We start from the raw sequence: 17140 nt of genomic DNA, 5'->3' as shown, positions 1-17140 counted from the left end.
CGCGTGCGGCCGGCGTCACTCCGCCGCCGGCGCGGCGACCGGGTCGCGGGCCTGCGCCTCGGCCGGTCCCTCCGGCGCGGGCGCTACGGCGGCTCGGCCGCGCTCGGTCAGCTCGTAGATCCCCCGGCTCTTGCGCTGGAACCAGCCATAGACGTTGCTCTGCAGGATCCCGGGCGCCCGCGCCACCAGCGCCTTCAGCTGCTTCGGGCTTTGCGGCCCGGAAAGCAGCGCCGTGGCGCAGATCCGGCAATCCTGCCGGTAGGCGGTCATGATCGGCTTGCCGCGTCCGCCGCCCACCTGCGGATCGCCGACCCGGCGCTTGTGCTCGGCCAGCAGCCGCGAGCGCCGCTTGGGATCGCGGCGCGGCAGGGCCGCGAAAGGCTCGATGATGACGTCGACCGCGCCGGAGGCCGAAACCGCGATCATGCCGAAGCCGAGCCGCCGGCAGAGATTGCGGAAGCGCGCATCATGCTCGCGCCCCTTGCCCTTGGAGGCGCGCGCCGCGAGCCAGACCTCGTCCGAGATCGCCGCCCGGTTGACGCCCTGCAGCACCAGTTCGAGATTGAAGGAAAGCTTCATCTCGCAGACGACGAGGATAGCCGGCTCGCCCTCCCGCACGCCGACGAGATCGCACCCCTGCACCTCGCCCTTCACGGCATACCCGGCGCCCTCGAGGAACGCTTTTATGGGAAGATAGAGGTCGGTTTCGGGCATGCGTGTTGTCGGGGTTCCAGTGTGCTCCGGGTGGTTTAGCTGAGTCCGGGGATAGGTGCACTGGATCGCTGCCGATGGCTCCGTCCTCACCGCCGCAAAGCCGCCGGTCCGGAGATCGAGACGCCCTCATTTACTCTCATCCCCTCCGGAACGACCAGGCCTCTTCTCTCGTCGCATTCTATCAACGCCATCAACTAGGGCCTTCAATATTGCTCGTTCGTCGTCGGTCAGCTCGCCGTGTCTTCCGAGATGTCTCTTCGCATTATCGTAGATGATATCGAGGTCATAGAGACTTCCATCGTAGTCATCGCGGAACTTATAGTGAATGCCGTCTCCAGAGGAAGTCTGGGCCACCACTCCCTTTACCACTTTAGCGGCGAAGCTTCCGTCCGCTACGATGCCCGCTTTCAACCATTCCTTTAGGCCAGTGAGCTCGCCCAAATGTTTCCACGCCAAAGCGATTCTACCGAAGTAGGGGGCACGACCTAGAGAGCTGTCATCGGCTGCGGCCTTTAGCTTAGGCATTAGTATGACGCCAAGTTTATCGAAGTCTCCGCTGCTGATAACAGTTGGCTCTGGTCCATCGGTTGCGAAGATACCGAGTTCTCGTCCCCGCTCAACGTAAACGTCGGAAAGAACGAACGGCGAAGCCGATCGCTCGAAAGCTGTAACAAGGTGCCTCCCAGCTTCCTCTTCGCCCCATGCTTCAAGTATGTCACGCAGGAGGAAACGAAGGTAGGAGGCCGCCCCCGAGACAAACATTTCGCCACGCCAGGGAATTGATAGAACTTCATCTCCAACGGAGATGACAGCGTCTAGTAAATCCTGCGTGGGAACCGGACTTGGTTTCAACGCGAACCGCATCCTAACCTCATCTAGCAGTATACCGACCATATCCCTGCCACGACTATTATTTTTACCTAAATAAAATCGAAATATACTCTCTATTTTATTCTTATCATTCAAATTTCTGAACACCGAATCAATTGTGCTTTTGGGTACCGCATCAGCACTGGGGTGAAGACCAAAATAGGCGTCATAGCCTGCCTCGCTCATTAGGCCTCGCCGGACCTGCGACGCGAAATGGCTTTCGCGGATCATATAACGATCTGGCTCGAACGATTTGCCATGCGCGGGAAAGAGAACCGTGAGAAGCTCGACTATAGGTTCCACCGTAGCAACCGGCAATGATGCCTTGAGGGCCTCAATATTCGCCTTGCGTTCGTCGTCCGCCCCTAAGCTGTAGCGGCCCTCACCAAAGAGGAAGTCACGATTGCGTTTGATCCACTCGAAGGCAACGGGATCGAAGAGCCGAATGCCCTCTATAGCAATGAGGTCTTGAGCGTCGAATTCGTCCTTCAAAGCTGACCAGGAAAATTTCAGCGCATTGGAGAAGCGCAACACGTCTCGCGGGGAATTTATCCAACGGTGAACACCGTCTCGAACGATGTACTGCCATCTAGCGGAATCTTCGCCGTCGGCGGTAATAAGACTTATGTGCTCATCGAGCATGGCCAAGAGCGTGTTCTTCGCCGGCATTGGAAGTTCGACCTCTTGCTGGACGATCTTCTCAGCAAAGCGTGGGCCAACACGATCGATTCCTTCGTCTAATGCCTGCCAAACGATTTCACGGTCGTAAACGAGCAGGTAGATGACGTTCGGCAAGCGTCCTATGGTTTTCACCATCTGCATGATTGACCTGATTTCGTCGTCGTCGAGCCTATCAATGTCATCAATCGTAACAAGGAGGCGCCGGTTGCTATTGCCGAGTTGCGCTCTCAGATTCTCGTATGCCTTTTGAAGACTAGGGGTATTAAGGAACTTGCCTATAGCGGCCTTTAGGGCCTTTTTCCCGACATTGCCGACGAGGCCTGAGAGCGCGCCACCACTTGGATCGATCGTGAGGGCCATCGTGGCAGCCGCGTCGACCAAATTGTCCGCTCCTGCCGCCGCCGTGCGCATACCTTTATTGAAAAGCGTCTTAGCTTTTCCTTCTTTCGGCTTCAAGTGCTCGGACAATAGCTGGAAGAAGGCAGCCATCAGGTCTTGATGACCTGAGACAATCCACGGCCGAAAATCAATGTGTTCGATTTTTTTCTTCCCGACGAAATCCTCTTTGTGCTCGTTGAGGCATTCGAGAACGAAGTTGACGACGGTAGTCTTGCCAGATCCCCATCTTCCATGAAGGCCAATGACGTAGCCATTTGGCACATTCATCTTAACGATGATATCCGCCAATCTCTTCGCGAAGGGCGCGTAAGTGAGGCGATCGTCCTTAAGGCTCTTTTTCGGTTGATCGTCGCCTAGTGTGTATTCATCGCCCCTCATCGCGCTTCGCTCCCAATTCACAAGATCTCGATGTTAACCCGACAACTAGCTACGCTACCTGCAGGTTGAGAGATAGCTCTTGCACTACCATGGCCAGTTTCCTCTGAACTACTAGGGCAGTCGCAATGCCGGCTCACTGCCGGCGCGGGTCAAGGCGAGCCGATAACCGCCATCCACGGCCATACCGAAACAGCCACTTTCCTGCGCCCCAATTGACGCAACGGAAACATCGCGCTCAAGATCTAAACGAACGCTCAGATTGACCAGCACCTCTGCGTGCACGCAGCGGCGGGATCTAGCTTGATCAGGGGGACAGGCATGACCGACACAGCCACTGAAATCGCTGCCGTTCGCGCCCTGCTGGCGGCGGGGGAGCGGCCGGCGGATCTGGCTGGGCGGCGGAAGCGGCTGGATGGGTTGACCGCGCGCTACGACATGCCGGCGGATGTCGTCGTCGAGCCGGTGGATGCGGACGGGGTGAAGGCGGAATGGACGTCGACGCCCGCTGCCGATCCGACCCGCGTCATCCTGTTCCTGCATGGTGGCGGCTATGTCGCGGGATCGATCCGCAGCCATCGGCACATGCTGGCGCAGGCCGGGCGGGAAGCAGGCACGCGCACGCTGGCGCTGGACTATCGCCTGGCGCCGGAGAATCCCTTTCCGGCGGCGCTGGAAGATGCGCTGGCCGGCTATCGCTTCCTTCTGGCGCAGGGGTTCCTGCCACAAAACATCGTGCTGGCCGGCGAGAGCGCCGGCGGCGGGCTGGCGATCGCGACGCTAGTTTCCCTGCGCGATGCGGGCACGCCCCTGCCCGCCTGCGTCTGGTGCGCCTCACCCTGGGTGGATCTCGAAATGTCGGGGGCGACGATGGAGAGCAAGGCGGCGGTCGACCCGCTGATCCAGCGCCCGTATCTGCAGGAACTGGCGACCGCCTATCTCAACGGCGCCGATCCACGCAATCCGCTGGTTTCACCGATCCATGCGGACCTCGAGGGAATGCCGCCGCTGCTGATCCAGGTCGGGTCCGACGAGACGCTGCTCGATGACGCGATCCGGCTGGCCAGCGTCGCGGCTTCAGCCGATGTGCGAACCAGCCTGCAGGTCTGGCCGCAGATGATCCACGCCTGGCACCTGTTCTATTCGCAGCTTGCCGATGGCCGTCGTTCGCTCGCGGAGATGGGCGCGTTCGTGCGCGCGGTGCTGGGCTGAGGGCGGGATCGGTTCCTCTCGGGCCTTCTAGAGGAAGACAGGACCCTCACCCCCGCCCTCTCCCACTGCGTGGGCGAGGGAGCGGACGGAGCGTGCCGCCTGTTCCTCAGGCGGGTTCGACGGCGGTTCGCGCCTTTACCCACCGCCAAACCCGTCCATCGAACGCCAGCAGACCCACGCCGATCAGCGCCATGCCGGCAAAATGCTGGGGCGCCAGGGTTTCGCCCAGCACCAGCGTGCCGAGCAGGATCGCCGAGACCGGGACCAGCAGCGTCACCAGCGAGGTGTTGGTGGCGCCGGCGCGGGCGAGCAGGCGGAAGAAGATCCAGTAGCCAAGCGCCGTCGAGAGCGCCGCGAGGCCGAGGATCGCACCCCAGACCGGCCAGCCGGGCACAGGCAGGTTCCACGGCCGGTCGAAGACGAGCGCCAGCGGCAGCATCATCGTCGTCGCCGCGATCATCTGCCCCGTCGCGGCCGTCATCGGCGCGACGCCGAGGCGCGGCAGATGGCGCCCGAGCGCGCCGGAAAAGCCGTAGCTGAGGGTCGCGAGCAAAATCGCGAATTCGCCGAGCCCGTGCGAACCAAGATCCAGGAAAACCGACGGGCCGATCAGCACGGCGACGCCGAGAACGCCGATGGCGATGCCGGCGAGCTTCGCCGGCGTCAGTTTTTCGTCGCGGGTGAGGAAATGGACGACCAGCGCGGTCCAGAACGGCGTGGTGGCGTTGAGGACAGCGGCAAGGCCGCTCGGCACCTGTTGCTGGCCCCAGACGATCAGCGAGAACGGGATGACGTTGTTGATCAGCCCCATGCCGAACAGCACGCGCCAGACCCGCCAGTGGCCGGGCAGCGCCTGCTTCGTCAGGCGCAGCAGGCTGAGGAGAATCAGCGCGCCGAGGCCGACCCGCAGCGACACGAGGGTGAAGGGCGGCAGCGCGCGGCCGGCGACCGAATTGAAGAAGAACGAGCCGCCCCAGAGCGCCGAGAGGGTCGCGAGCAAGGCCCAGTCGCCCCGCGTCATCGTCTGGCGGATCGCCATCGTCATCCTCGCTGCCGAATTTGGGAACACCGGCCTGCTCTGCCCGTCCGGCCGGCGGCCGGCAAGCCGTTTCTTGCGCTGGCAGGCGAAGAGGCGGGGGCTGGCGCATCAACCGCGCTATCGCGCGCCGCGTGCCCGCGCTATCTTCGCCACGCTCCGCTTCGAGGCCCGTTCTTGCGACTACTCATCAACATCGCGATCGCCATTGCCGTCGCCCTGATCGTCGGGTTCGGATCCGCGGCCCTCGTGCTCGACCGCGAAAGGCTTTTTGGCGCGGTGACGCGTGGGGCCTGGACGGCCTGGCCGGATACGGGCAGCCCGGACGCCGATCCCTATACGGAGGCGATGCTGGCGCGCACCGGCGAGGTGCCGCTCGGCGCCGGCGAAGGGCTCGCCTTCTCGGCCGATGCCGACAGCGCGGGGGGAAGGCTCCGCGGCGAATGCAGCTACCGCGTCACCGGGCAGACGCCGCCGGCGCGGCTCTGGACGCTGACGGTCTATGATGCCGACGGCCATCTGATGGACAATCCGGCGAACCGGACGGCGTTTCACTCGCGCGAGGTGCTGCGCCACGAGGATGGCAGCTTCACGGTGGCCGTGTCGCGCTCGGCCCAGCCGGGCAACTGGCTGCCGGTGACGACGCCCGACGCGATCCGGCTGATCCTGCGGCTCTACGATACGCCGCTGGCCGGCGGGTCGCGCATCGGCGCCGTGGTCATGCCGGCGATCGAGAAGGTCGGCTGCCCATGATCCGGACGCTGTTCTACGTGTTGGGCGGCGTGCTGCTCGGCGGCATCATCCACATCGCCATCATCCTGCTGCTGCCGGATTTCGCCAATCGCGACGCCTGGACCTCGCTTGGCCGGTTCGGGCCGGATGGCGCCTTCCACCGGCTCCCCATGTCGGAGCCCGGCACGGAGCCGCTGCCCTATCTCGACCCGCAAATGGCCTATGCCGCCTGCCGCTTCTCGCTCGATGACGGGCCGATCCGCATCAAGGCGGCGATGCCGGAGGATTTCTGGTCGATCGCGGTGTTCAACCGGCGCGGCAGCAATGTCTACAGCCTGAACGACCGCTCGGCCGAACGCGCCGATATCGACCTGGTGATCGCGACGCCGGTGCAGATGGCGCAATTGCGCGAAAATCCGATCGCGGCGCTCGACCAGTCGATCGTGATCGAGGTGCCGGTGACGCGCGGCTTCGCGCTGATCCGCAGCTTCGTCGCCGATCCGACCCTGGTCGGCCGCGCGGAAGCGTTGCTCGGCGCTGCCGATTGCTCGGCCGAACTGCCTTCCGCCGATGCCCCGCCCGCCGTCGATCCCGGCGACGAGAAGCGCTGACGGTTCCTCCCCTGCCGGGCCGCGCCTTGCCGACGCGATCCGGGTACGTGCCCTAGCCGCCGCGGCCGGGTTTGGGTTGCGGCGCCAGCGCCGGTTGCGGTGGCGGGGGACGTTCCGGACGCGAGCGATCGATCCGCACGCCCGAGAAGATGATGATCTCGCATTGTCCCTGCTTCGGCAGGTTCGCCCGGGCGCGTCTACGCCGGTCGACCGAGTAGCTCAGGATGGTGCCCATGTGACCTCCTTGGAGGTCCGTCCGGCTGCATCGACGCCCCGATTGCCTGGCGGACGCTCTCGTCAACAATAGCATCATTTACCGACTGGCAAGGTTAACGGATCGCTAACAACTTTTCGGCATGATCGGGCTGGGCTTGGCGATCGGGGCTACCAAACGGGATTTGCGATCGCGTCGACTGCTCTTCGGGTAAACGCGTCATCATGCATCCCTCCTATTTTTCGGATGGTCTCATGGCCATGGCCGTGTCGAGCCAGCAAAGTCGCGATGCCGCGTTGCTCCGCGCAACGACAGAACTGTTCGTGCTCGACAAGACGCACGACCAGGCCGGGATCCGCCGCTTCGAGGAACTGGCAGCGCATTTCCTCACCAAGGTATCCTCCGCCGATCGCGCCTTCGTGGCCGAGCGGCTGGCCCGCCACCCGGATACGCCCGGATCGATTTTGCGCATCCTGGGCAAGGACTTGCCCGAGATCGCCTCGCCGATCCTGCGGCATGCGCCGGGGCTGAACTCGTTCGACCTGCTGGCGATCATGGCCGCGACCGGCCCGGCCCATTACCGGATGATCGCGACGCGCGACGACCTCGCGCCCGATATCGTCAGCGCGCTGCGGATGACCGGCGACGCCGAGACGATCGCCCTGCTTCCGGCCGTCGCACAGGAAGCGCCGCAGGTGCCTGTCGCCATGCCCGCGCCGTCGGCGCCTAGCCTGCCCAACCCGCTCGAGGCTCTCGAAGCGGCTCTGGCAAAAATGGCGGCAAAGTCGGCCGAAACCGTCACGGAAGCGCCGGTCGAGACCCCGAAGCCGATCGATCCGGACGTCGAACCCGCGAATCACCCGGCCCAGACCAAGCTTCAGGAACCGCTGTCGGCGCTCGCGGCGGCGCGGGTCCTGACCGCCAGCCTGAGCGCCGAGATGAGCGCGCTTTCGACCGAAGCGCCCGCCCCGGCCCCACAGCTGAAGCCATCCTTCGCGTCGCCGGCTCGCCCCGTAGCCGTCGCGCCGAAGCCAGAGATCACGGCGCCGCAAGCCGTGGAGCCTGCCGTCGAGACACAACCTGCGGCAGCCGAGATTGTGGCGGCAGCCACCGTCGCGGCCGCCGAGCCGGTCGCGATCGAGCCGGAGGCACCTGCGCCAGAGCCTGCCCCAGTCACCGCCGAAGCGCCGGCCGAAACGACGCCGGAAGCGCCCGCCAACCCCGCCGAGGCCTTCCTGCGCCTCGACCGGGCCGAACGGCTGGCATGGATCCACGCGCAGTCCCCGGCCCCGACCTCGGCGCCGAGACTGTCGCCGATCCAGATCGACCACGCCTTCCGCGCGGCGCTCAGCCGGGCACGGCTGCCGATGCTCGCGCGGCAGCGCCAGCGCGAGTCGCTGATCGCGGCGCTTGCCGAAGGACTGCGGCTCGAAGTCGACCAAGTCACCGCGCTGCTGGATGATCCGTCCGGGGAGGCGCTGATCGTGCTGCTCAAGGCGATCGGCCTCTCCGATACCGAGGCGCAGCAGGTGCTGCTGTTCGCCAATCCGGTGATCCGCGAGGCGGTCGAAGCGTTCTTCCGGCTGACCGAACTGTTCCAGGGCGTGCAGCAGCCGGCTGCCGGCCGTCTGGTCGGCCAATGGCGCGGCGAGGCGGAAGCCGAGCCCGCGCATCAGCCGCATTATGCGGATGCCGGCCGCAAGGATGCGCATCCGGCCGTGAAGGAGCAGGTCGCGGCCGCGCGAGTAGAAAAGATCGCCTGAGGCGGGTCTAGCCGGTGGCGATATCGAGGAAGGATCGTCCCTGGCGATCCTCGATCTCGACCACCCAGATGTCGGAATCGAAGCGGGTTTCCGAGCCGATGCGTTCCTGCATGGCGAGCCGGTCGATCCGCTCGCCGATGCGGGAGAACAGCCGGTCCGTCGGCTTGCTGTCGTCGAACGCTGTCTGCGGCGCCGGGCCGTAGAGGTCCACCGTGCCATCCAGCCAGTCGACGACGACGAAGATGGCGCCCGCCTCTTCCGAGCCGCGCCGGACGACGGCGGCGAACGCCCCCTCGACGAAGGCGCGGCGGATATAGGCCGCGACCCAGAGGCCCGACGTCACGCGCATGTTTGCCTCGATGCCTTCAGAAGGTGTTCATGGCGCCGATCAGCACCAGCTTGGCGATGACGGCGTCGCCGGCGGTGCCGGTGAGCGGCAGTCCGTTGTCGAGCTCGAAGCGGCGAATGGCGTTTGCCGTCTTGCCGCCGCCATGGCCGTCGGTCTCGATCGGACCATAGCCGATTTCGTTCAGCGCTTCCTGCACGCGCTTGACGCGGGCGCGCTCGGCCGGATCGTCGATCGAGCCGGTGGAGACGGGATCGGCGAGATGCGCGCGCGGCCCGCCTTTGCGGATCTGCCCCAGCAGGCGCGCGCTCGGTTGCCCGGTCGGGATCAGGCCGATCTTCTTTTCATAAGCCGAGATGGCCGCCTTGGTCTGCGGGCCCATGACGCCATCGACGGCGCCGTCATAGAGCTTGACGTCGGCCAGCGCCTTTTGCGTCTCGGCAATCAGGTTGTCGGCCGGCGCCTGGCTGTTCGATGCGGAGATCGCCACCGGCAGCGGCTGGGTCTGGGTCTGGACCACGCGCGGCTGCGTCCCCGGCAGCTGGGTGGCGGCACGGCTCTTCGGCAGGGGCACGGACGCAGGCTCGGCGCCGATCTCGAGCACCGGGCTTTCGGCGACGCTGCGCGTCACGAAGAACGGGTCTGGATGATGCTTGGTCTGCAGGAAGGCGGCGTTGGAGACGATCGCCGTGATCGCGATGGCGATCAGCGCAAAACCGCCGGCGCGACCCGGATTCTCGATGATCTTGTCGGCGAGCCGGCCGAGCAGGCTCTCGTTCTCCTGCACGACGGGGCGGGAACGGGCTGGCGGACGCTTGCGTCGAACGGGCGCCTCACGCTCACGCACGCCTGCGCTCCCTCTCCTGGAGGTCTGTAGACGGCGCGCTCAGGGCGCGGGCCGGACGAACCGGCAGCCGCACGGTGGCGACGGTGCCCCGCCCGGCTTCGCTCTGCAGCGCAAAGGTGCCGCCCTGCAGCGCCACCAGCCCCTTGACGACCGAGACGCCGAGCCCGGTGCCTTCGCCACGCCGCTCGGCGCAGGCATCGGCCTGGACGAAGGGCGTGCCGATCCGCGGCAGGTCGTGGGCGGCGATGCCGATGCCGGTGTCGCGGACCTCGATCACGAGGTCGCCATGCTCCAGCGAAGCGGAGACGGTGACGGTTCCGCCCGCCTCGGTGAACTTGGCGGCGTTGGAAAGGAGATTGAGCAGGATCTGCCGGCAGGCGCGCCGATCGGCGACGATGTCCGGCAACTCGCGGTCGATCCGGCGGACGAGCTTGACGCCGCGGCTGGCGATCTGCTGCGCCATCATGTCGAGGGCACTGTCGATCACCGGGACGATCGGGAACGGCGCCGCCACGACATCGAACTTGCCGGCCTCGATCTTCGACATGTCCAGCACGCTGTTCACGACCTGCAGCAGATGTTCGCCGGAGGAGTGGATCAGCCGGATGTAGTCGCGATGCCGCGCCATCTCGAACTTGCCGAACAACTCGCGCTGCAGCAGCTCCGAAAAGCCGATGATCGCGTTGAGCGGCGTGCGCAATTCGTGGCTCATATGCGCCAGGAACTGGACCTTGGACTGGTTGGCGTGATCGGCGGAGGATTGCGCCTCGACGAAAGCCATCTGCTGGCTGCGGCCGGCGGTGACGTCGCGCATCACGGCAACGACCGAGCGCGTCCCGGTGGCGGCATCCAGCGCCGGTCGGCAGCGCATCTCGACCCAGATGAAGCTGGCCGCTCCCGCGCCTTCCCGGCGTAGGCGGAATTCGACGTCGCGCGGCTCGCCCGTGCGGTCGGTTTCCGACAGGGCGTGCAGATAGGCCGGCCGGTCCGCGACATGGACACGGTCGAACAGGCCATGGCCGATCAGCTCGCTCGAGGCGCAGCCCAGCATGGCGCGGGTGGCGGGCGAGGCAAACTCGACCGCGCCGACGCTGCTGTGGCGGGTGACGAGATCGATCGTGTTGTCGGCGAGCATCCGGTAGCGCGCCTCGCCGTCGCGGGCGGCCCCCTCGGCAACGCGCTGGACCAGTTCGATACGCAGCGCCAGGCCCGCGCCATAGAGAATGGCGGCGGCGATCAGGATCGGCGCAAAGGAGACGGGACCGGCCATCGGCGCGGGCATCCAGCCGGCAAGCGCGACCAGCGCCAGGCCCGCCAACGCAGCCGCCGACATTCCGATGGAAGCCAGCGTGATCCGGCGCGAGCCGGACAGAGCCGCTTCGGCCGGGACAATGGCGAGCAGCACCAGGGACGGCGAAGCGAGACCGCCGGTCAGCGCGCCGACCCAGACGACAAGCCCGGCCAGCGCCAGGGCGGAAAGAAGATGCGCCTCGCCATAGCGGCCGGTGCGCGACAGGAAGCCGGCGATCGGCAACGGCGCGGCGAGCCAGGCAAAGGCGACAGCCGAGGTGAAGCTCGGCCGGCCGGAAAGGGCCAGCCAGATCGGGAACAGCATCAGCACGCCCAGCCCGACGGCGAGATGCGCCGCGATGAAGGCGCGATGGCGCGCGGCGAGGAGCGAATCGTCAACGACCGAGCCGTGCACCAGCCCGTCGATGATTCGCCGCAAGGGCTCGAATGAAACCGTCATACACAACACACCAATGACGCTCGTTTCGGCCTTCCGGCCCGGCTCGGAGGTCCCGCGCAGGACCATCCGGCAATGAGCGCATCATGCCAGCCCCCGCTTAAGGGAACCCTAAGGGGGGCGGTGCCGGCGGCGCTCGACAGCCCCTCCATGGTTAACCGATCCTGACCAACCTCTTTCAAATACAGCGTTTTCTCTGCACCTCGCCTTCAGTTGCATCACCTAGGATGACAATCAGCACCACGCGAAGGCCGTGGCGAAGCGGCGCGCAAGAGAAGGCGGAAGGGCAGATCGATGTTTATCCTCCGGGCAGCATTCTGGTTTTCGGTCGTCGCCCTGCTGATTCCCGGCGATCCAAGCCACGGCGTCCAGGCGCCGCGCGTCGATGCGATCGGCGCCCTCCTCGCCGCACGGGGCGCTGTCGCCGATCTCTCGGGCATGTGCGAGCGCCAGCCGGACGTCTGCAGCCATGGCGGCGCGGCGCTGGCCGCCTTCGGCGCCAAGGCGCGCTACGGCGCACAGCTGCTCTACAGCACGATCGACGGATCGCTCGCCGGCGCGACGCTGCCGGGTGCCCAGCCGGGCGGCAGCACGCTGACGCCGGCCGATGTCGAGCCGAACTGGCGCGCCCCGGCGTAGCAGGCGCGAAAGGCCTGAACCGCCAACTTTTTGCTGCCCCGCCGTTTCACAGCGAACCGCAAAACGCTATATGCGGGGGGCCATGAACACCACCACCACGCTTTCGCCCATCGACCAGATCCTGGACGACTTCGCCTTTCTCGACGATTGGGATGATCGGTACCGCTATCTGATCGAGCTCGGCCGCGCGCTCGAGCCGCTTTCGCCCGAAGCGCATAACGAAGCCAATCGCGTGCAGGGCTGCGCCAGCCAGGTCTGGCTGCAGAAGGAAGTGCGGCAGGAAGCCGACGGGCCGCATCTCGACTTCAAGGGCGACAGCGACGCGCTGATCGTCAGCGGCCTTGTGGCGATCGTGATCGCGCTCTTCTCCGGCCGCCCGGCGGCGGAAATCGTGCAGACCGACGCCGAGGCCGTGTTCGAGAAGATCGGCCTGCGCGAGCATCTGACCGCGCAGCGCTCGAACGGCCTGCGCTCGATGGTCAATCGCATCAAGACCGAAGCAGCCGCCGAAGCCGCCGCCCGCTGATCATCCGGCCTTCGGCTTAAAGTCTTCGGCGCCCCAATGGCGTACCGGGCCGGATGCGCGCCCCTGCGCCCCCGAGGCAAGGCCGTAGTGGCGCGCGAGCGCCGATAGCGCCAGCTGGAGCACCAGCTTTGCGGAGCGCTTGGGCCAGTCGCGTTCACGCTCGATTTCCTCGATCCCCTTCAGGAAGCAGCAGAAATCGACCAGGAGGCCGGAGAATTCCGGCCCCGCAGCCGCCAGCGCCCGCTCGACCCGCAGCCGCGCTGAAAGCGCCGCGTCGGTCAGTTCCGCCATGCCGCCGGCGCCGCCACGCCGTCCGCTCGCCACTGCCGCCGACCAGTTGGCGGTCACGCGCGGCATCAACTGGCCGCGGGTGAAATCCGAACGCAGGCGTTCGCCGGCCTGGAACGCCGCGTCATCGATCAGCGGCCTGCCGTCGCGGCCCTTGCGGCTGCGCAGCCAGGCGAGCGGGCTCTCGCTTTGGTCGACGAGCACGGAGGCGCGACCGCCCTCCTCCTCGATCGTTCGGCGCTCGCGGGGCTGGTGCTGGGCGGCGAAATCATCGCCACCGGCCAGGAGCCGCCGGACCATCGCCCGTCCCGCCTGCGACAGCACATAATCCGCCCCTTCGGCGTCCAGTGCGCCATCGGCCAGCAAAGCCTTGACGGCAGCCGCATCCACCGCGCCGCGTCGTGCCGTAAGCGGCGAGACCAGGAAATATCCTTCCGGGTCACGCATGATCCGGGCTCCGGCGGTGGCGAGACGCCTTGCCAGCCGCGCGGCTTCGCGATTCGCCATCACGCCCTCCCCGATCCCAAGGAGGCCTGGCAGGCCGCCCGCTCCAGGCGATCGACGAACTGGTCCACGCGTTCGATCTCGCGCTGCTCCTCGACCCGCCGGCAGGCATGCGCCGCCGTCGTTCGGTCGCGGCCGAACAGCCGGCCGGCCTCGGTATAGGAAAACCCCAGCGTAGTGTGGGCGATATAGAGTGCGACCTGGCGCGCATAGGCCTCCTCCGCGGTGCCGCGCCCCGAGGCGCACAGCCGCTCGCCATCGACGGCGAGCGCCGAACCGACCAGCGAAACCAGCATGCGCTTCGTCGCATCCTCCCGGGCGTGCCGCCGCCTGCGCGCCTGGCTCAAGGCCAACAAATCTATCCGAACCTGCATCCGAACCTCCCGCTTTACGCATCATAGGATTATTTTCCTATGACACCATAAAGCAGCGGACTACGGACGGGGATAGATTTTTTGGGATGCACCGGGGAAGGGTTTTCTGCCGGGCCCTCCGGGGATAGAGGCCAGGCTTATCCCCGGCATCCGGGGCGGCGCGAAAATGACGGCTTCGAAACCTGGAGCCAACCATGACCGAAGCTGCCGCATGCCACGATAGCCCCGCCTTGAAGGCGAGCCTCCGCTACCACGCGCGCCACGCCGTCGATACGACGATCCAAAGCGGCATCGCCCTCTACCGCCGCCAGACCTGCCTGCCCCGCCTGCTGCCGCTGCTGCCGTCGGAACTCGCCGACGAGAGCGAGACCGCTCGGCGGCGGATCGTCGCCAGGCTCGCCCGCGCGCTGCGGGCCGAGCGCATGCGCGGCCGCGCCGGACACTGGAGCTACGACCTCAACCGACACATCGCCCTGCACCAGGCCTATGAAGGCGAGCGGCAGCGGCTGAGACCCTGAGCCATGCCGGCAACAAAAAAGGCCCGGCAGATGCCGGGCCTTTTGAGATCCTGGGAAGGAACGACTAACGGACGCGCTTGCGCTGCTGACCGAGGCCCATCTTCTTGGCCAGCTCGGAACGGGCCGCAGCATAGCTGGGGGCGACCATCGGATAGTCGGCCGGCAGGCCCCACTTCTCGCGATATTCTTCCGGCGACAGGTCGTAATGCGTACGCAGGTGGCGCTTCAGCGACTTGAACTTCTTGCCGTCTTCGAGGCAGACAATAAAGTCCGGGAACACCGACTTCTTCGGGTTCACGGCGGGCTTCAGGGGCTCGGGCTCGGGCTCGACAACACCGCCATGGGTGCGGTTCAGCGCCTGATAGACTTCGGTGATCAGCCCGGGGAGGTCGTGGGCCGAAACCGAATTGTTGCTGACGTAAGCGGAGACGATATCGGCGGTCAGATCTATAAGGTCGCTTCCTGCCGTTTTTTCAATCATGGTCTACCCTAACTTCGGTTGTGTCGTCGTAATTCTGTAGCGAGTAAATTGAGAGCTTGCGGCTTCGACGGCGCCACACCGGACTTATCCAAGCATCGGCAGTGGCCATCGGAGCTCTAAATCCGTTACTTCGTGGCACCTATATAAGTGCGCTCCCGCGAAGACAAGCACTAAGTCGGTGCATTGATAGGCGATGGCACATCTTTGTGGTCGCGGCGATTCGTCTCGGCCAATCTTCAGGTGATCACACGGTCGGGCGGGAAACCCCACTCACAATGCCGCGATCAATACGTAAATCGCCAAAAGCGCCGTCGCCCAGAAGGCAATTTGGCCCGTGGGCCAGTTTCCAGCCAGGCTGAGCCGCAAGATCGACCGCTTCGAAAAGCCCGACCATCCTTCGCCCAGCGCATCCCTTGCGACAGAGAGGGACGGGCGAAGCTTATCCAAGTTGCGGCGCCAGAGCGGCGCTACCAGGCGTGGCAGTTCGCGCCAGATCCAGTCCACGTCCAGCGTAGATCCGGCTTTCGGCTGAAGTAACGGCCATGCGCCGATAAATATGCAACTTGCCGCGATTAACATCAGGAGTTGGAACAGGATGTGATCGGGCGTGAGGATCGAAACCCCGGCAATCTCGGGCGTCAATTGCACGAGGAAGCCCGGGAAGCACCCCAATGCCAGGATGAGGATGCAGAGCAATCCCATCGCCGCTTTCATCGACAGGACGAGCTCGGCCGCCACGGTCGCCCGCTGCGTCCCGAACAGGGCGAACCAGGGCAGCTTCAGCCCGATATACAGGAAGGAACCGGCAGAAACCGCCGTCAGCGCGAACCAATAGAAGCGCGCCAGATCTTCCGCGAGAGACGCCATTATCGCCGATTTACTGACGAACCCCGCCGTCAGCGGCAGCGCTGCCAGCGAGAGTCCGCCAATCAGCATCGCCACAGCGGTAAACGGCATGGAACGGGCGAGGCCGCCCAGCGCGCTCAACCGGGTTTCACCGGTGGCGCGCAGAATCGATCCCGCCGCCATCATCAGAAGCGACTTGTAGAGAATATGCGCCAGCGCATGCAGGGCGGCGGCGGCAAGCGCCAGTGGCGTTCCAATGCCGACCGCCACGACCATGAAGCCGACCTGGCCGACGATCGAATAGGAAAGCAGCTTGCGGATGTCGTCCTCGAGCAAGGCGTAGATCAGCCCGTAGACGGCCATGGCGAGACCGATCCAGAGCAACGCCGGCTCGCCCGGAAACAGGCGGATCAGCACGAGCACGGCCGCCTTGGTGGTGAAGGCTGAGAGGAAGACTGCGCCCGACCACGACGCCTTCGGATAGGCATCCGCCACCCAGGCCGAAAGCGGCAGCGCGCCGGCATTGAGGAGAATGCCGGAAAGCATCAGCCAGCGGCCGATGCTGTCGGCGCGCATCGGGTGCAGCGCGACGCTGCCGGTTCCGGCAATTTCGGCAGATATGCCGGCGAAGAGCAGCACGCCGCCCAGCACGTGGATCAGCGCGTAGCGCAGGCCGGCACGCGCATTTCCGTTCGACCAGATCACCAGCGTCGAGCCGATCGCCAGGATCTCCCAGAACACGAACAGCGTGACGAGATCGCCCGCGAAAGCGATGCCCTGCGCCGCCCCGGCATAGACCAGCGCCGCCGCCTTTTCGGTGACGCTCGACTGGCTCACGCCATAAAGCGCTCCCGCCACCGCGGCGATGCCGAAGGCGGTACCGAAGATGCGAGCCATATTGTCTGGCGCCAGCGGCACGAGTTGCAGGCCAAGCCAATCGATGACGAGGCCCGGCCCAAGCGGCAGCGCCCAGACGAGCGCGAGGGCGGCGACCGGCGCGGCGAGGAACAGAGCGTTGCGCAGCCCCCCCTTCAGGAGCGGCAGGAGCAGGCCGGCGACGATCAGGATAAGGGCGGACGACAGCGGCCCAAAGGTCTCAGTCATCGGCCCGCTCCCCGGGACGCCGCATCAGACGCCCCCAGCCATAGGCGACGAGGACCGCGACGGCGGCGCTGACGAGGCCGAACCAGGCGGCGAAGCCCGGCGTCCCGTCAATGCCGAAGCTGGCGTGATGGGTAACGAAGGTGTCTGCCACGACCAGCAAGGCCAGGAGGACGACCAGGGCGAGAAGGATCTTGCGGCGGGTAGCGGTCATGACTGCCTCCCGGCACGAATTTGGAGAAAGACCCTCACCCCAACCCTCTCCCGCGCGCGGGAGAGGGAGCGCGACGGCGTGTGTTCGATCGATGGAGTTGCC

Annotated in this window: 19 protein-coding genes; 7 read left to right on the top strand and 12 right to left on the bottom strand. The window is 65.7% G+C overall.

Going from position 1 to position 17140, the window contains the following annotated elements:
• Positions 1–15 precede the first annotated feature (15 nt).
• Together ACHMWQ_RS11280 and ACHMWQ_RS11275 are read right to left on the bottom strand one after the other, a co-directional pair.
• Positions 16–714, bottom strand: a complete 699-nt coding sequence (locus tag ACHMWQ_RS11280) for a DUF2161 domain-containing phosphodiesterase (protein ID WP_396307522.1) — start codon at positions 712–714, stop codon at positions 16–18.
• Positions 715–840: 126 nt separating this feature from the next.
• Positions 841–3042: a P-loop NTPase fold protein gene (locus ACHMWQ_RS11275; RefSeq protein ID WP_396307521.1), complete on the bottom strand. Its 2202-nt coding sequence runs from the start codon at positions 3040–3042 to the stop codon at positions 841–843.
• Between the two features lie 318 nt (positions 3043–3360).
• On the opposite strand from ACHMWQ_RS11275, the gene ACHMWQ_RS11270 reads away from it, so the two are divergent.
• Positions 3361–4251 carry an alpha/beta hydrolase gene (locus ACHMWQ_RS11270; RefSeq protein ID WP_396307520.1) on the top strand — a complete coding sequence of 297 codons (891 nt, stop codon included), beginning with the start codon at positions 3361–3363 and terminating at the stop codon, positions 4249–4251.
• A gap of 106 nt (positions 4252–4357) precedes the next feature.
• Here ACHMWQ_RS11270 and ACHMWQ_RS11265 read toward each other — a convergent pair whose 3' ends face one another.
• Complete coding sequence (locus ACHMWQ_RS11265) at positions 4358–5296, bottom strand: DMT family transporter (protein WP_396307519.1); 939 nt, start codon at positions 5294–5296, stop codon at positions 4358–4360.
• 168 nt (positions 5297–5464) lie between these two features.
• On the opposite strand from ACHMWQ_RS11265, the gene ACHMWQ_RS11260 reads away from it, so the two are divergent.
• Both ACHMWQ_RS11260 and ACHMWQ_RS11255 read left to right on the top strand, forming a co-directional pair.
• Positions 5465–6040 (top strand): DUF1214 domain-containing protein, encoded by a 576-nt coding sequence (locus tag ACHMWQ_RS11260; RefSeq protein ID WP_354548104.1) that lies wholly within the window; start codon positions 5465–5467, stop codon positions 6038–6040.
• Positions 6037–6630, top strand: a complete 594-nt coding sequence (locus ACHMWQ_RS11255; RefSeq protein ID WP_354548103.1) for a DUF1254 domain-containing protein — start codon at positions 6037–6039, stop codon at positions 6628–6630. Before ACHMWQ_RS11260 ends, ACHMWQ_RS11255 begins: the two co-directional genes overlap by 4 nt.
• Positions 6631–6682: 52 nt before the next feature.
• Here the strand turns inward: ACHMWQ_RS11255 and ACHMWQ_RS11250 are convergent, their stop codons facing one another.
• Positions 6683–6865 carry a hypothetical protein gene (locus tag ACHMWQ_RS11250; RefSeq protein ID WP_354548102.1) on the bottom strand — a complete coding sequence of 61 codons (183 nt, stop codon included), beginning with the start codon at positions 6863–6865 and terminating at the stop codon, positions 6683–6685.
• A gap of 233 nt (positions 6866–7098) precedes the next feature.
• On the opposite strand from ACHMWQ_RS11250, the gene ACHMWQ_RS11245 reads away from it, so the two are divergent.
• Positions 7099–8607 (top strand): hypothetical protein, encoded by a 1509-nt coding sequence (locus tag ACHMWQ_RS11245; protein WP_396307518.1) that lies wholly within the window; start codon positions 7099–7101, stop codon positions 8605–8607.
• A gap of 7 nt (positions 8608–8614) precedes the next feature.
• Here ACHMWQ_RS11245 and ACHMWQ_RS11240 read toward each other — a convergent pair whose 3' ends face one another.
• From ACHMWQ_RS11240 to ACHMWQ_RS11230, 3 genes are read right to left on the bottom strand one after another with little or no spacing between them, the layout of a single operon-like run.
• Complete coding sequence (locus ACHMWQ_RS11240; RefSeq protein WP_396307517.1) at positions 8615–8956, bottom strand: DUF1491 family protein; 342 nt, start codon at positions 8954–8956, stop codon at positions 8615–8617.
• A 16-nt stretch (positions 8957–8972) separates the two neighbouring features.
• The gene (locus ACHMWQ_RS11235) at positions 8973–9800 is read right to left on the bottom strand and encodes a peptidoglycan-binding protein (protein WP_396307516.1); all 828 of its coding nucleotides are present in this window, start codon (positions 9798–9800) and stop codon (positions 8973–8975) included.
• Positions 9793–11550 (bottom strand): ATP-binding protein, encoded by a 1758-nt coding sequence (locus tag ACHMWQ_RS11230; RefSeq protein ID WP_396307515.1) that lies wholly within the window; start codon positions 11548–11550, stop codon positions 9793–9795. Before ACHMWQ_RS11230 ends, ACHMWQ_RS11235 begins: the two co-directional genes overlap by 8 nt.
• Positions 11551–11841: 291 nt before the next feature.
• Between ACHMWQ_RS11230 and ACHMWQ_RS11225 the strand changes: the two genes are divergently transcribed.
• Positions 11842–12186 (top strand): DUF5330 domain-containing protein, encoded by a 345-nt coding sequence (locus ACHMWQ_RS11225; RefSeq protein ID WP_396307514.1) that lies wholly within the window; start codon positions 11842–11844, stop codon positions 12184–12186.
• Positions 12187–12268: 82 nt separating this feature from the next.
• Positions 12269–12712: a SufE family protein gene (locus tag ACHMWQ_RS11220; protein ID WP_354548094.1), complete on the top strand. Its 444-nt coding sequence runs from the start codon at positions 12269–12271 to the stop codon at positions 12710–12712.
• On the opposite strand, the gene ACHMWQ_RS11215 is transcribed toward ACHMWQ_RS11220, so the two are convergent.
• Together ACHMWQ_RS11215 and ACHMWQ_RS11210 are read right to left on the bottom strand one after the other, a co-directional pair.
• A complete protein-coding gene (locus tag ACHMWQ_RS11215; RefSeq protein WP_396307513.1) occupies positions 12713–13507 on the bottom strand; it encodes a DUF6456 domain-containing protein in 795 nt (264 codons plus the stop codon).
• A complete protein-coding gene (locus ACHMWQ_RS11210; RefSeq protein WP_396307512.1) occupies positions 13507–13800 on the bottom strand; it encodes a helix-turn-helix domain-containing protein in 294 nt (97 codons plus the stop codon). The genes ACHMWQ_RS11215 and ACHMWQ_RS11210 overlap by 1 nt, the downstream gene beginning before the upstream one ends.
• Positions 13801–14108: 308 nt before the next feature.
• On the opposite strand from ACHMWQ_RS11210, the gene ACHMWQ_RS11205 reads away from it, so the two are divergent.
• Complete coding sequence (locus tag ACHMWQ_RS11205; RefSeq protein WP_396307511.1) at positions 14109–14396, top strand: hypothetical protein; 288 nt, start codon at positions 14109–14111, stop codon at positions 14394–14396.
• Positions 14397–14460: 64 nt separating this feature from the next.
• Here ACHMWQ_RS11205 and ACHMWQ_RS11200 read toward each other — a convergent pair whose 3' ends face one another.
• The 3 genes from ACHMWQ_RS11200 to ACHMWQ_RS11190 form a co-directional block, all read right to left on the bottom strand.
• A complete protein-coding gene (locus tag ACHMWQ_RS11200) occupies positions 14461–14877 on the bottom strand; it encodes a MucR family transcriptional regulator (RefSeq protein WP_266333103.1) in 417 nt (138 codons plus the stop codon).
• Positions 14878–15147: 270 nt separating this feature from the next.
• The gene (locus tag ACHMWQ_RS11195; protein ID WP_396307510.1) at positions 15148–16827 is read right to left on the bottom strand and encodes a proton-conducting transporter membrane subunit; all 1680 of its coding nucleotides are present in this window, start codon (positions 16825–16827) and stop codon (positions 15148–15150) included.
• Positions 16820–17038 carry a hypothetical protein gene (locus ACHMWQ_RS11190; protein ID WP_396307509.1) on the bottom strand — a complete coding sequence of 73 codons (219 nt, stop codon included), beginning with the start codon at positions 17036–17038 and terminating at the stop codon, positions 16820–16822. The genes ACHMWQ_RS11195 and ACHMWQ_RS11190 overlap by 8 nt, the downstream gene beginning before the upstream one ends.
• Between the last annotated feature and the right edge of the window lie 102 nt (positions 17039–17140).

This window comes from Kaistia sp. UC242_56, from assembly GCF_044452255.1.
GTDB classification, from domain to species: Bacteria; Pseudomonadota; Alphaproteobacteria; order Rhizobiales; family Kaistiaceae; genus Kaistia; species Kaistia defluvii_A.
Note: the sequence above shows the minus strand (reverse complement) of the source record. Positions and strands in the feature narration are given on the sequence as shown.

Excerpts from the sequence above, each read along its gene's own strand:
- ACHMWQ_RS11280 (WP_396307522.1), bottom strand. The coding sequence starts at position 714 with ATGCCCGAAACCGACCTCTATCTTCCCATAAAAGCGTTCCTCGAGGGC.
- ACHMWQ_RS11275 (WP_396307521.1), bottom strand. The coding sequence starts at position 3,042 with ATGAGGGGCGATGAATACACACTAGGCGACGATCAACCGAAAAAGAGC.
- ACHMWQ_RS11270 (WP_396307520.1), top strand. The coding sequence starts at position 3,361 with ATGACCGACACAGCCACTGAAATCGCTGCCGTTCGCGCCCTGCTGGCG.
- ACHMWQ_RS11265 (WP_396307519.1), bottom strand. The coding sequence starts at position 5,296 with ATGACGATGGCGATCCGCCAGACGATGACGCGGGGCGACTGGGCCTTG.
- ACHMWQ_RS11255 (WP_354548103.1), top strand. The coding sequence starts at position 6,037 with ATGATCCGGACGCTGTTCTACGTGTTGGGCGGCGTGCTGCTCGGCGGC.
- ACHMWQ_RS11250 (WP_354548102.1), bottom strand. The coding sequence starts at position 6,865 with ATGGGCACCATCCTGAGCTACTCGGTCGACCGGCGTAGACGCGCCCGG.
- ACHMWQ_RS11245 (WP_396307518.1), top strand. The coding sequence starts at position 7,099 with ATGGCCATGGCCGTGTCGAGCCAGCAAAGTCGCGATGCCGCGTTGCTC.
- ACHMWQ_RS11240 (WP_396307517.1), bottom strand. The coding sequence starts at position 8,956 with ATGCGCGTGACGTCGGGCCTCTGGGTCGCGGCCTATATCCGCCGCGCC.
- ACHMWQ_RS11230 (WP_396307515.1), bottom strand. The coding sequence starts at position 11,550 with ATGACGGTTTCATTCGAGCCCTTGCGGCGAATCATCGACGGGCTGGTG.
- ACHMWQ_RS11225 (WP_396307514.1), top strand. The coding sequence starts at position 11,842 with ATGTTTATCCTCCGGGCAGCATTCTGGTTTTCGGTCGTCGCCCTGCTG.
- ACHMWQ_RS11220 (WP_354548094.1), top strand. The coding sequence starts at position 12,269 with ATGAACACCACCACCACGCTTTCGCCCATCGACCAGATCCTGGACGAC.
- ACHMWQ_RS11215 (WP_396307513.1), bottom strand. The coding sequence starts at position 13,507 with ATGGCGAATCGCGAAGCCGCGCGGCTGGCAAGGCGTCTCGCCACCGCC.
- ACHMWQ_RS11210 (WP_396307512.1), bottom strand. The coding sequence starts at position 13,800 with ATGCTGGTTTCGCTGGTCGGTTCGGCGCTCGCCGTCGATGGCGAGCGG.
- ACHMWQ_RS11200 (WP_266333103.1), bottom strand. The coding sequence starts at position 14,877 with ATGATTGAAAAAACGGCAGGAAGCGACCTTATAGATCTGACCGCCGAT.
- ACHMWQ_RS11195 (WP_396307510.1), bottom strand. The coding sequence starts at position 16,827 with ATGACTGAGACCTTTGGGCCGCTGTCGTCCGCCCTTATCCTGATCGTC.
- ACHMWQ_RS11190 (WP_396307509.1), bottom strand. The coding sequence starts at position 17,038 with ATGACCGCTACCCGCCGCAAGATCCTTCTCGCCCTGGTCGTCCTCCTG.